The organism is Actinomadura sp. NPDC000600 (assembly GCF_040492135.1).
Lineage (GTDB): Bacteria > Actinomycetota > Actinomycetes > Streptosporangiales > Streptosporangiaceae > Spirillospora.
Genome location: NZ_JBEUPD010000010.1, coordinates 204,669 through 217,360 on the forward strand (window position 1 = coordinate 204,669; position 12,692 = coordinate 217,360).

The window sequence follows — 12,692 nt, forward strand, 5'->3', positions numbered from 1 at the left end:
TGACCGGGTTCAGGAAATCAGTGAGTCCCACTGGTGACCTCCTCGGAGGGGGTTTCGATCGTGGCCGGCCGGACCGGCTCGGGAGCGCGGCCGTGGTAGTGGGGCGCGTCCATCGGCGGGACCGGGAACCCGCCCGCCGACGGGTCGGTGCGCGGCCCCTCCGTCGCCCCCGGGACGATCTCCTTGCCGTCCTCGCGGCCGCGGGCCATCTCCCACACCACCGTGGCGACCAGCACGACCGCGGCGACCACGGCGGCGGCGATGAACAGCTGCCGCATCTCGTAGCCGTCGTTGCGCAGCGCGCGGATCGTCGCGACCAGCAGGATCCAGCCGAGCGAGAAGGGCATCAGCACCTTCCAGCCGAGCTTCATGAGCTGGTCGTAGCGGACCCGCGGCAGCGAGCCGCGCAGCCAGATGAAGAAGAAGATGAACAGGAAGACCTTGACCAGGAACCACAGCACCGGCCACCAGCCGGAGTTGGCGCCCGCCCACACCGTGGAGATCGGCGCGGGAGCGCGCCAGCCGCCGAGGAACAGCGTGGTGGCCAGGGCCGACAGCGTCGCCAGGTTGATGTACTCCGCGAGGAAGAACATCGCGAACTTCAGCGACGAGTACTCGGTGTGGAAGCCGCCGACCAGCTCGCCCTCGCCCTCGGGCAGGTCGAACGGGATGCGGTTCGACTCGCCCATCATCGTGATGACGTACACGACGAACGACGGCGCGAGCAGCACCACGAACCACTTGTCGTGCTGCGCCGCGACGATCTCCGAGGTGGACATCGAGCCCGCGAACATGAACACGGCCACGAACGACAGGCCCATCGCGATCTCGTAGGAGATCATCTGGGCGGACGAGCGCAGCCCGCCGAGCAGCGAGTACGGCGACATCGAGGACCAGCCGGCCAGCACGATGCCGTAGATCCCCATCGACGACATCGCGAGGACGAGCAGCACCGCGACCGGCAGGTCGGTGCCCTGCAGCGCCGTCTGGTGCCCGAACACCGACACCGTCGGCCCGAACGGGATGATGATGAACGAGATGAACGCCGGCACCGCCGACATCACCGGCGCGAGGACGAACACGACCTTGTCCACCTGGCGGGGGACGATGTCCTCCTTCAGCGCCAGCTTGACGCCGTCGGCGAGGCCCTGCAGCAGGCCGAAGGGCCCGGCGCGGTTGGGGCCGACGCGCAGCTGCATCCGGCCGATGACGCGCCGCTCGATCCACATCGTCATCAGCACGGTGACGACGAGGAACACGAAGACGGCGAGGACCTTGCCGCCGATCAGCCACCACGGGTCCGACCCGAAGTCCTGCAGCTGCGGGTCGGGCGCCGGCGCCGCGGCCAGGTAGCTCATCGGATGCCTCCAGCGTTCTCGGTCGCGGTCGCGAGCACCGCGCTCGCGATCTTGACGACGCCTCCCGCCTCCGCGCCGAGGTCCCGGTGCACGGCGCAGCCGGCCGAGTTCGTCGGCAGCCACACCACCCGGTCGGGCAGGTCGGGGGTGATCTCCAGCGGGAGCGTGACCTCGCCGCGCGCGGCCGTGACGGTCACCGCGCCGGTCGCGCCGATCTCCGCGGCGGTCGCGGGCGACAGCCGGGCGACGGCGTGCTTGGCGGTGCCCGCGAGGAACGGCTCGCCGTCCTGCAGGCGGCCCCGGTCCAGCAGCAGCCGCCACGTCGCGAGGAGTGCCTCGCCCTGCTCGGGGTGCGGGGGCAGGCCCTGCGCGACGTTCGGCGCGTCCGGGCGCTCGCCGCGGTAGGCGCCGAGGGCGGCCATCTCGCGGCGCGCGGCCTCGGGCTCCGGCAGACCGAGGTGGACGTCCATCTCGTCGGCCAGCGCGTGCAGCACCCGCAGGTCGGACATCCGCCCGGCGGACTTGAGCACCACGTCGAACTGGCGGCCGCGGCCCTCCCAGTCGACGAACGTCCCGGACTTCTCCGCGACCGCCGCGACCGGCAGGACGACGTCGGCGCGGTCGGTGACCGCGCTCGGCCGCTGCTCCAGGCTCACCACGAACGGGGCGGCCTCCAGCGCCCGCAGCATCGCCTCCGGGTCGGCCAGGTCGTAGGGGTCGACGCCGCCGACGAGCAGCGCGCCGCGCCGCCCCGCGGCCGCCTCCGCGATGATGCCGGCCGTGTCCTCGCCGGGCCCGGCGGGCAGGTCGGCGACGCCCCAGGCGCGGGCGACCTCGGCGCGCGCCTGCGGGTCGGTGACCGGGCGGCCGATCGGCAGCAGCCCGGGCAGCGCCCCGGCCTCGATCGCGCCGCGCTCACCGGCCCGGCGCGGCACCCAGGCCAGCCGGGCGCCGGTCGCCTGCGCCACCCGGACCGCCGACGTCAGCGCGCCGGGGCTGGTGGCGAGCCGCTCGCCGACGAGGATGACGGCGCCGGGCGTCTCCAGCAGCGTGCGGATGTCGGACTTGGCGGCGTCCCCGATGAGGGAGCCGAGGGTCTCGGCCTCCGCGCCGGGCGGCGTCGGCAGCAGCGTGCCGCCGACCTTCCCCAGCCCGCGGGTGGCGAACGGGGCCGCGGCGAACACCTTCAGGCGGTTCTTGCGGAACGCCTTGCGGAGCCGCAGGAAGACGATCGGCGACTCCTCCTCGGGCTCGAACCCGGCGAGGAGGACGACCGGCGCCTTCTCCAGGTCGGCGTAGGTGACCTCGATCGGGTGCCCCGCGACGGAGGAGGCCAGGAACCGCGACTCCTCGTCCGACAGCGGCCGGGCCCGGAAGTCGACGTCGTTGGTGCCGAGCGCGATCCGGGCGAACTTGCTGTAGGCGTAGGCGTCCTCGAGCGTGACGCGGCCGCCGGTCAGGACGCCGGCGGAGCCGCGCGCCGCCGCGAGGCCGCGCGCCGCGATGGTGAGCGCCTCGGGCCAGGACGCCGGCTCCAGCTCGCCGTCCTCGCCCCGGACGAGCGGGTGCGTGAACCGGTCGGGCTGCGTGGTGTAGGCGAACGCCCAGCGGCCCTTGTCGCAGTTCCATTCCTCGTTGACCTGCGGGTCGTCCCCGGCCAGCCGCCGCGTGATCTTCCCGCGGCGGTGGTCGGTGCGCATCGAACAGCCGGACGCGCAGTGCTCGCACACGCTCGGCTGCGACACGAGGTCGAACGGGCGGGACCGGAACCGGTAGGCGGTGCCGGTGAGCGCTCCCACCGGGCAGATCTGCACGGTGTTGCCGGAGAAGTAGGAGTGGAACGGGTTGCCGTCGGCGGTCCCGACCTCCTCCTTCGCGCCCCGGGCGAACAGGTCGATGAACGGGTCGCCCGCGATCTGCTCGGAGAACCGGGTGCAGCGGGTGCACTGGATGCAGCGCTCGCGGTCGAGCAGCACGCCGCTGGACAGCGGGAGCGGCTTCGGCCAGGTCCGCTTGGTCTCCAGGAACCGGGTCTCGCCGCGCCCGTTGGACATCGCCTGGTTCTGCAGGGGGCACTCGCCGCCCTTGTCGCAGATCGGGCAGTCCAGCGGGTGGTTGATGAGCAGGAACTCCATGATGCCGTGCTGGGCCTTGTCGGCCACCGGCGAGGTGAGCTGGGTCTTGACGACCATGCCCGGCATCACGGCGGTGGTGCAGGACGCCTGCGGCTTCGGCATCCCGCGGCCGTTCCCGGCGTCCGGGATCTCGACCAGGCACTGCCGGCAGGCGCCGATCGGGTCGAGCAGCGGGTGCTCGCAGAACCGGGGGATCTGGATGCCGAGCAGCTCGGCGGCCCGGATGATCAGGGTGCCCTTCGGCACCTCGATCTCGAAGCCGTCGATGGTGCAGGAGACCATCTCCACCTGCTCAACCGACTTGCCCGACTTGTCGTCGGTGACGGTCACTTGGCACCTCCCCAGAGGGTGGACTTGGCCGGGTCGAACGGGCAGGCGCCCAGCTCGAAGTGCCGGAGGTACTCGTCCCGGAACAGCTTGATGGACGAGACGACCGGGCTGGTCGCGCCGTCGCCGAGGGCGCAGAACGCCCGGCCGAGGATGTTGTCGGAGATGTCGAGCAGGGTCTCCAGGTCCTCCTCGGTGCCCTGTCCGGCCTCCAGCCGCTTCAGCATCTGCTTGTACCAGTAGGTGCCTTCGCGGCACGGCGTGCACTTGCCGCACGACTCGTGCGCGTAGAACTCCGACCAGCGCAGCACGGCGCGGACGACGCAGGTCGTCTCGTCGAAGATCTGCAGGGCCCGGGTGCCGAGCATGGACCCGGCGGCGCCGACGGACTCGAAGTCCAGCGGCACGTCCAGGTGCTCCTCGGTGAAGATCGGCGTGGACGACCCGCCGGGCGTCCAGAACTTCAGCCGGTGCCCCTCGCGGACGCCGCCCGCCATGTCGAGCAGCTCCCGCAGGGTGATGCCGAGCGGCGCCTCGTACTGCCCGGGCCGCGTGACGTGCCCGGACAGCGAGAAGATCCCGAAGCCCTGGGACTTCTCGGTGCCCATCGCGGCGAACCACTCCGGCCCGTTGGCGATGATCGAGGGAACCGAGGAGATCGACTCGACGTTGTTGATGACGGTGGGCCCGCCGTACAGGCCCGCGACCGCCGGGAAGGGGGGCTTCAACCTGGGCTGACCGCGGAACCCTTCGAGGGAGTCCAGCAGCGCCGTCTCCTCGCCGCAGATGTAGGCCCCGGCGCCGCTGTGCACGACCACGTCCAGGTCGTAGCCGGAGCCGAGGATGTCCTTGCCGAGGTAGCCGGCCTCGTACGCCTCCGCCACCGCCTGGTGGAGGCGGCGGATCACGTGCAGCACCTCGCCGCGCACGTAGACGAACGCGAGGTTCGACTTGATCGCGTACGCGCTGATGATGATGCCCTCGACGAGCACGTGCGGGTTGGCCATCATCAGCGGGATGTCCTTGCACGTCCCCGGCTCGGACTCGTCGGCGTTGACGACGAGGTAGCGCGGGTTCGGGCTGGACGGCGGCAGGAAGCCCCACTTCATCCCGGTGGGGAAGCCCGCGCCGCCGCGGCCGCGAAGGCCGGAGTCCTTGACCGCCTGGACGATCTCGTCCGGCTCCATGCGGAACGCCTTGCGCAGCGCCTCGTAGCCGCCGTCGCGCTCGTAGCCCGCGCGGGTGAACGAGTCGGCCTGGTCCCAGTTCCTGGTGAGGATCGGGGTGAGCGTGGTCACTTGTTCCGCCCCTCCTGCGACCCGGGCTTGGCCTCGCCGCCGACCGGCTTGCCCGGCTCCTGCGGCGGGGAGCCCATGTCCTCGGGCTTCACCGGCTCCTCCGGACGCTCGCGCTCGACGTCGGCGCGGGGCGCCTCCCAGCCGCGCTGCTTCGCGATCTCCAGTCCGACCAGCGACTCCGGCCCGGCCTGGACGCCCTCGCCGGCGCGCCCGTCGGGGAACCCGGCGAGCACGCGGGACGCCTCCTTCCAGGTGGCCAGGCTCTTCGGGCCACGCGAAGGAAGCACTTGCTTACCAGAGCGCAGGTCGTCGACGAGCCGCTTGGCCTTCTCGGGAGTCATGTTGTCGAAGAACTCCCAGTTGACCATCATCACCGGCGCGAAGTCGCAGGCCGCGTTGCACTCGATCCGCTCCAGGCTGACCTTGCCGTCCGGGGTGGCCTCGTCGTGCCCGACCCCGGTGTGCTCGCTCAGCTCGTCCCAGATCTGGTCGCCGCCCATGACGGCGCACAGCGTGTTGATGCAGACGCCGACGTGGTAGTCGCCGACCGGCGCGTGCTTGTACTGCGTGTAGAAGGTGGCGACGCCCGTCACCTGCGCCGGGGTGATGCCGAGCTGCTCCGCGCAGAACTCGATCCCGGCCTCGGTGATGTGGCCCTCCTCCGACTGCACCAGGTGCAGCAGCGGCAGCAGCGCGGAGCGCGGCCGGGGGTACCGGCCGATGATCTCCTTGGCGTCGCGCTCCAGCCGCTCGCGGACCTCAGGTCCGTATGTCATCGGTCCACTCCCCCCATGACCGGGTCGATGCTGGCTACCGCCGCGATGACGTCGGCGACCATGCCGCCCTCCGCCATCGCCGGGGTGGCCTGCAGGTTGACGAAGGACGGCTCCCGGAAGTGGACCCGGTAAGGCCGGGTGCCGCCGTCGCTGACCACGTGGGCGCCGAGCTCGCCGCGCGGCGACTCGATCGGCGCGTACGCCTGCCCCGCGGGCACCCGGAAGCCCTCCGTCACCAGCTTGAAGTGATGGATCAGGGCCTCCATCGAGGTGCCCATGATGTGCGCGATGTGCCGGGGCGAGTTGCCCATGCCGTCCGCGCCGATCGCCAGCTGCGCCGGCCAGCCGATCTTCTTGTCCTCGATCATCACCGGGCCCTTGACCGACTGGAGCCGGTCCAGGCACTGCTCGACGATCTTCAGCGACTGCTCCATCTCGTCCATCCGGACGAGGTAGCGGCCGTAGACGTCGCTGGTGTCCTGCGTGGCGACCTCGAAGTCGTAGGTCTCGTACCCGCAGTAGGGCTGCGACTTGCGCAGGTCCCACGGGAGCCCGGTCGCGCGCAGCACGGGGCCCGTGACGCCGAGCGCCATGCAGCCGGTCAGGTCGAGGTACGCGATGTTCTGCGTGCGCGCCAGGTAGACCGGGTTGGCGTCCATCAGCTTGCGCATCGCCTGGATGCGCTTCGGCATGCGGTCCAGGTAGTCGCGGATCTTGCTGGTCGCGCCGCTCGGCAGGTCCTGCGCGACCCCGCCCGGACGGACGTAGGCCATGTTCATCCGCAGGCCGGTGATCTCCTCGAACAGGTCGAGGGTGTACTCGCGCTCGATGAAGCCGTTCAGCATCACCGTCGTCGCGCCGAGCTCCAGCCCGAACGTGGCGATCGCGACCAGGTGCGAGGAGATCCGGTTCAGCTCCATCATCATCACGCGGATGATCTGGGCCCGCTCCGGGATCTGGTCGGTGATGCCGAGCAGCTTCTCCACGCTCAGGCAGTACGCCGTCTCGTTGAAGATCGGCGCGAGGTAGTCCATCCGGGTGCAGAACGTGGTGCCCTGCGTCCAGGTGCGGAACTCCATGTTCTTCTCGATGCCGGTGTGCAGGTACCCGATGCCCACCCGGGCCTCGTTCACCGTCTCACCGTCGAGCGTCAGGATGAGCCGGAGCACGCCGTGCGTGGACGGGTGCTGCGGGCCCATGTTGACGACGAGCCGCTCGTCGCCGAGGTCCTCCGCGCCGGCGACGACCTGGTCCCAGTCCTGGCCGTTGACGTCGAAGACCTTGCCCTCGGCCGCCTCCTCGGCGGCGTAGGCGTCGTATTCGGTGTACTTCGTGGAACTCATACGTACGACCTCCGCTCGTCGGGCGGGGGGATCTCCGCGCCGCGGTACTCGACGGGGATGCCGCCGAGGGGGTAGTCCTTGCGCTGCGGATGGCCGACCCAGTCGTCGGGCATCTCGATCCGCGTGAGCGCCGGGTGGCCGTCGTAGATGATCCCGAAGAAGTCGTAGGTCTCCCGCTCGTGCCAGTCGCTCGTCGGGTAGACCGGCACCAGCGACGGGACGTGCGGGTCGGCGTCCGGGCAGGTCACTTCCAGCCGGACGCGCCGGTTGTGCGTGATCGACAGCAGGTGCACCACCGAGTGCAGCTCGGCGCCCTCGTCCTTCGGGTAGTGCACGCCCGAAACGCCCGAGCACATCTCGAAGCGCAGGGACGGCTCGTCCCGCATGGTCCGCGCGACCTCCACCAGGTGCTCGCGCTTGACGAAGAACGTGATCTCGCCGCGGTCGACGACGACCCGCTCGACCGCGTCGCCGAAGTGGGGGTAGGCCCGCTCCAGCTCGTCGGCGACCTCGTCGAACTCGCCGGCCTCGGCGGCGCCGCCGGGCCCGCCGTACGGGCGCTGCGCGGACACCTTCGGGCTCTGCCGGATGACGAGCCCGCCGTAGCCGGAGGTGTCGCCGGTGGTCCGCGCGCCGAACATGCCCTTGCGGACGACCGGCTGCTCGCGGCGCTCCTCCTCCGCCTGCGCGGGGAGCTTGTCGGCGTTCTGCTCGGCCTGCTGCTCAGGGTTCTGAGAGCTCATTTCACGCTCCCTGCCCGAGCAGCGGAAGACGGCGGCGCTTGGCCTCTTCCAGCTCGGCGATCTGCTTCGCGCGCTGCGGCCCGAGCTTGGTGTTCTGGATCTTGTCGTGCAGCTTCAGGATCGCGTCCAGCAGCATCTCGGGCCGCGGCGGGCAGCCGGGAAGGTAGATGTCCACCGGGACGATGTGGTCCACGCCCTGCACGACCGCGTAGTTGTTGAACATGCCGCCGGACGAGGCGCACACGCCCATCGCGATGACCCACTTCGGCTCGGTCATCTGGTCGTAGATCTGCCGCAGCACCGGCGCCATCTTCTGGCTCACCCGGCCCGCGACGATCATCAGGTCGGCCTGCCGCGGCGTCGCCGAGGCGCGCTCCATCCCCCACCGGGAGAAGTCGTGCCGGGGGTCGCCGGCGGCCATCATCTCGATCGCGCAGCACGCGAGGCCGAACGTCGCCGGCCAGACCGAGGAACTGCGCGCCCACCCCGCCGCCTGCTCGACCGTGCTCAGCAGGAATCCGCTGGGGAGTTTCTCCTCTAGACCCATGTCAGTCCCACTCCAGACCGCCGCGCCGCCAGATGTAGGCGTACGCCACAAGGACGGTGACGATGAAAAGGACCATCTCGACAAGGCCGAAGAGCCCCATCCGGTCGAACGCGACCGCCCAGGGGTAAAGGAAGATGATCTCAATGTCGAAGACGATGAAGAGCATCGCCGTCAGGTAGTACTTGATCGGGAAGCGCCCGCCGCCGACGGGCTGCGGGGTCGGCTCGATGCCGCACTCGTAGGCGTCCAACCGGGCGCGGTTCCAGCGCTTGGGACCCGTGAACGCGGCCATCGCCACCGAGCCGGCGGCGAAGGCGAAGGCGAGCACCCCCAGCACGATGATCGGAATATAGAGATCCATATCTCTACAGCCTCTCCTCGGGACGTACGACGTTGTACGGGGCGGGCCGCCTGCGACCCGCCACCCTAGCCAAGGTGATCAATAGCGCTCCCCTCAGGGGGTCGGGTACTGCACTGTAGTCCGCTCACCTGCGGAAGTATGAATTCCACGCGCGCTCTCATGCCGTCGGCGCCACCTTCTGCATCGCGTTGATGACACGGTCCATCGCGTCGCCGCCCTTGGGGTCGGTGAGGTTCGCGAGGAGCTTCAGCGTGAAGCGCATGAGCGTGGGGTGCGGCAGGCCGTGCGAGGTCAGGAACTTCATGACCCGCGGGTCGCCGATCGCCTGCACGAACACGCGGGCGAGGGTGAAGTAGCCGCCGTGCTCGTCCTTCAGGATGCGCGGGTACTCGTACAGGGTCCGCTCCCGCTGCGCGGGAGTGCGGCGGGCGAGCGCCTGCACCATGATGTCGGCGGCCAGCCGGCCGGACTCCAGGGCGTAGTCGATGCCCTCGCCGTTGAACGGGTTGATCATGCCGCCGGCGTCGCCGACGAGCAGCATGCCGCGGGTGTAGTGCGGCTGCCGGTTGAAGCCCATCGGCAGCGCCGCGCCGCGGATCTTGGAGGTCGCGTGCTCCTCGTCGAACTGCCAGTCCTCCGGCATCTGCGCGCACCAGCGCTTGAGCATGCCGCGGTAGTCGACGTTCTGGAACGCCTTGCTGGTGTTGAGCAGGCCCAGGCCGACGTTGGAGGTGCCGTCGCCCACGCCGAACACCCAGCCGTAGCCGGGCAGGAGGCGCTCGCCGTCCCACAGCTCCAGCCACGCCTCCATGAAGTCGTCGTCGTGGCGCGGGGTCTGGAAGTAGCGGCGGACCGCGACGCCCATCGGGCGGTCCTCGCGCCGGCGCAGCCCCATGGCGAGCGACAGCCGGGTCGAGTTGCCGTCGGCGGCGACGACCAGGGGCGCGTGGAACTCCAGCTTCTCGCCCTCGTAGTCGGCGGTGACGCCGGTGATGCGGTCGGTGCGCTCGTCGACGATCGGGCCGGTCACGTTGCAGCCCTGCAGGAGCTGGGCGCCGGCCTTGGCGGCGTGCTCGGCGAGGAGCTGGTCGAGGTCGGTGCGCTTGCGGACGAGGCCGAAGTCGGGGAAGGACGCGAGCTCCGGCCACGGCAGCTCGACCTTCACGCCGCCGCCGTAGATGCGCAGCCCCCGGTTGCGCCCCCAGCCGGGGTCGTTGATGTCGACGCCCATGCCGATGAGGGCGCGGACGGCCCGCGGGGTGAGCCCGTCACCGCAGATCTTGTCGCGCGGGAAGGTGGCCTTCTCCAGCAGGAACACGTCCAGGCCGGCCTGCGCGAGCCAATAGGCGGTCGCCGATCCGGCGGGGCCTGCCCCGACGACGATGACGTCCGCGTGTCGGGTGGAGTCGGTCACGATGGTCCTCTTCGCTCGTTCGCTTGTGAAGTACTTCACAAACATCCGGTGGGGAGTCTATTCCTTTATCACGACTGGTGGGTACTTCTGGGCCGGTCCGAGTCTGGACCGGTCCCGCGCCACCGGCCGCCGCACGTCAAGAGGGCTTGACGACAGGGTTCACCGCGTGGTGCAGCGCGACCACGCCGAACGTGAGGTCGCGCCAGCGCACCCCGTCCCAGCCCGCGTCCTGGATGAGCCGCGCCAGCCCCGCCTGGTCGGGCCAGGCGAGCGTCGACTCGGCGAGGTAGTGGTAGGAGTCGGGATTGGAGCTGACCCGCGCCAGCAGCGGCAGTCCGTAGCGCAGGTGCGCCTTGTGGCCGAGCGCCAGGACCGCGTTCGGGGGGTGGCTCACCTCGCAGATCAGCAGCCGCCCGCCGGGCCTGGTGACCCGGCGGAGCTCGCGCAGCGCGAGCGCCGTGTCGGCGACGTTGCGGAGCCCGAAGGAGATCGTGACGGCGTCGAAGGAGCCGTCCGCGAAGGGCAGCCGCAGCGCGTCGCCGGCCACGAAGCGCAGGCCCGCGACGCCGGCCTGGCGGCGCACCCCGACGCGCAGCATGCCGAGCGAGAAGTCGCACGCGACCGTGTCGGCCCCCGCCTCGGCGAACGGCACCGACGAGGTGCCCGTCCCCGCGGCGAGGTCGAGGATCCGCTCGCCTGGACGCGCCCCGATCGCCCGGACGACCTCCCGCCGCCACCGCCGGTCCTGGCCGCCGGTCATCAGCGTGTTCATCAGGTCGTACCGCTCGGCGGTCCCGTCGAACATCGCCGCGACGTCGGCGGGCTGCTTGTCGAGTGAAGCGCGGGTCATGAATCCAGCCTAGGCCGCTCAAGCCCCTGCACGCGGGGGCGGGGGGCCGGTTCTCGCCTCGCGCGGCGGGCATCGGACCGCCGGCCGGGCGCGGGCCGGTCGGGCACGGGCCGGTCCGCGCAGGTCAGTCCGCGCGCGGGCGCGGCGCGTCCTCCTTGGCGACCGACCGCTCGAACCTCTCGCGCTGCGAGCGCACGCCGCCGGCGACCGCGGCGGACATCCGGTCGCGCTGCGCGGACAGCAGGACGTAGCTGACGACCCCGCTGATCAGCAGGGCCAGCAGCAGGAGGAGGAACCCGCGGGCCCCGAAGAGCGCGAGCACGCCCGCGGTGACCGCGAAGATCGCGGCCCTGGCGAGGGTGTAGAGGATGACGGAACGCATGGCCCTTCGAGGTTATCCCCGGTCCCGAGCGATCTCTCCCCGGGGTCGCGGGTCGGCGGCTTCGCGACCGCGTACCGGCGCCGCGGTCAGCTCAGCACGTCCAGGAGGAGGGCCGGGTCCACGTTGCCCCCGGAGAGGATCGAGACGTAGGTGCGGCCCTCGGGAAGCTCCGCGAGGTGGTAGAGGAAGGCGGCGGTGGCGACGGCGCCACCGGGCTCGGCGACGAGGCGGGCCTCGCGGACGAGGCGGCGCATCGTCTGCCGGATCTCGTCCTCGGTGACCGTGACGACGGCGTCGACGTGCGCGCGCATGTGCGCGTAGGGCAGGTCGCCGACCCGCTGGACGCGCAGCGCGTCGGCGAGGGTGCGGCCGGTCTCCTCCGCCGCCCACTCGACGGGGCGTCCCGCCGCCATCGAGTCGCGGGCGTCGGCGGCGAGGGCCGGCTCGACGCCGACGATCTTCGCCTCCGGGCGCAGCGCCTTGACCGCGGCGGACACCCCGGCGACCAGGCCGCCGCCGCCGATCGGGACGAGCACGACGTCCACGTCAGGGCGGTCCTGGACGATCTCCAGCCCGACGGTGCCCTGCCCGGCGATGACCCGGGCGTCGTCGTAGGGCGGGATCAGCGCGAAGCCGTGCGCGGCGGCGAGTTTGTCCGCGGTCTCGGCGCGCGCCTGGGCGGTCGGCTCGACGTGGACGACCTCGGCGCCGAGCGCGATGCACGCCTCGACCTTCACGGCCGGAGCGGTGTGCGGCATGACGAGGACGGCCTTGGTGCCGAGGGCGCGGGCGGCGTAGGCGACGGCCTGCGCGTGGTTGCCGCTGGAGTGCGTGACGACGCCGCGCGAGCGCTCCTCCGGGTCGAGGGAGGAGATCGCGGAGTACGCGCCGCGCAGCTTGAAGGCGCCGATCGGCTGGAGCGACTCGGCCTTCACCAGCAGCGCGGGCGCGCCGGACGCGGACGGGGCCGGGTCGCGGCGGAACGGGACGAGCGGCGTCCGGACGGCGACCCCCGCGATGCGCTCGGCGGCCCGCTCGATCTCCGGCGTCGTAACGAGATCGGACATGCCCGGGAGACTACTTCTCCCGGCCGTTCGCGGGGGCGCTGACGGCGTGACATGGCAGGTCAGCGGGGGTCAGGGTGATCACTGTGACCCA

12 protein-coding genes are annotated in these 12,692 nt (G+C 71.4%); all 12 read right to left on the reverse strand.

Features of this window, described 5'->3' with window-relative positions:
* Positions 1–17: 17 nt before the first annotated feature.
* Positions 18–1,358, reverse strand: coding sequence for an NADH-quinone oxidoreductase subunit NuoH (nuoH, locus tag ABWI07_RS17430; RefSeq protein WP_149259698.1), 1,341 nt, complete (start codon positions 1,356–1,358; stop codon positions 18–20).
* Complete coding sequence (locus ABWI07_RS17435) at positions 1,355–3,823, reverse strand: NADH-quinone oxidoreductase subunit G (protein ID WP_149259699.1); 2,469 nt, start codon at positions 3,821–3,823, stop codon at positions 1,355–1,357. Before ABWI07_RS17435 ends, nuoH begins: the two co-directional genes overlap by 4 nt.
* Positions 3,820–5,118, reverse strand: a complete 1,299-nt coding sequence (gene nuoF / locus ABWI07_RS17440) for an NADH-quinone oxidoreductase subunit NuoF (protein ID WP_353819127.1) — start codon at positions 5,116–5,118, stop codon at positions 3,820–3,822. The genes ABWI07_RS17435 and nuoF overlap by 4 nt, the downstream gene beginning before the upstream one ends.
* A complete protein-coding gene (nuoE, locus tag ABWI07_RS17445; RefSeq protein WP_149259701.1) occupies positions 5,115–5,894 on the reverse strand; it encodes an NADH-quinone oxidoreductase subunit NuoE in 780 nt (259 codons plus the stop codon). The genes nuoF and nuoE overlap by 4 nt, the downstream gene beginning before the upstream one ends.
* Positions 5,891–7,237 (reverse strand): NADH-quinone oxidoreductase subunit D, encoded by a 1,347-nt coding sequence (locus ABWI07_RS17450; protein WP_149259702.1) that lies wholly within the window; start codon positions 7,235–7,237, stop codon positions 5,891–5,893. The genes nuoE and ABWI07_RS17450 overlap by 4 nt, the downstream gene beginning before the upstream one ends.
* A complete protein-coding gene (locus ABWI07_RS17455; protein ID WP_149259703.1) occupies positions 7,234–7,980 on the reverse strand; it encodes an NADH-quinone oxidoreductase subunit C in 747 nt (248 codons plus the stop codon). Before ABWI07_RS17455 ends, ABWI07_RS17450 begins: the two co-directional genes overlap by 4 nt.
* Before the next feature lies 1 nt (position 7,981).
* Complete coding sequence (locus ABWI07_RS17460) at positions 7,982–8,527, reverse strand: NuoB/complex I 20 kDa subunit family protein (RefSeq protein ID WP_149259704.1); 546 nt, start codon at positions 8,525–8,527, stop codon at positions 7,982–7,984.
* A 1-nt stretch (position 8,528) separates the two neighbouring features.
* Positions 8,529–8,888, reverse strand: coding sequence for an NADH-quinone oxidoreductase subunit A (locus ABWI07_RS17465; protein WP_149259705.1), 360 nt, complete (start codon positions 8,886–8,888; stop codon positions 8,529–8,531).
* Between the two features lie 157 nt (positions 8,889–9,045).
* Positions 9,046–10,302, reverse strand: a complete 1,257-nt coding sequence (locus ABWI07_RS17470) for a geranylgeranyl reductase family protein (protein ID WP_235036833.1) — start codon at positions 10,300–10,302, stop codon at positions 9,046–9,048.
* Between the two features lie 136 nt (positions 10,303–10,438).
* Entirely contained in the window at positions 10,439–11,152 is a 714-nt protein-coding gene (locus ABWI07_RS17475; RefSeq protein ID WP_149259707.1) for a demethylmenaquinone methyltransferase, read from the reverse strand.
* A 124-nt stretch (positions 11,153–11,276) separates the two neighbouring features.
* On the reverse strand, positions 11,277–11,534 hold the full coding sequence (locus ABWI07_RS17480; RefSeq protein ID WP_353819129.1) for a DUF4229 domain-containing protein: 258 nt from the start codon (positions 11,532–11,534) through the stop codon (positions 11,277–11,279).
* Between the two features lie 86 nt (positions 11,535–11,620).
* Complete coding sequence (locus tag ABWI07_RS17485) at positions 11,621–12,601, reverse strand: threonine ammonia-lyase (RefSeq protein ID WP_353819130.1); 981 nt, start codon at positions 12,599–12,601, stop codon at positions 11,621–11,623.
* Positions 12,602–12,692: the final 91 nt, after the last annotated feature.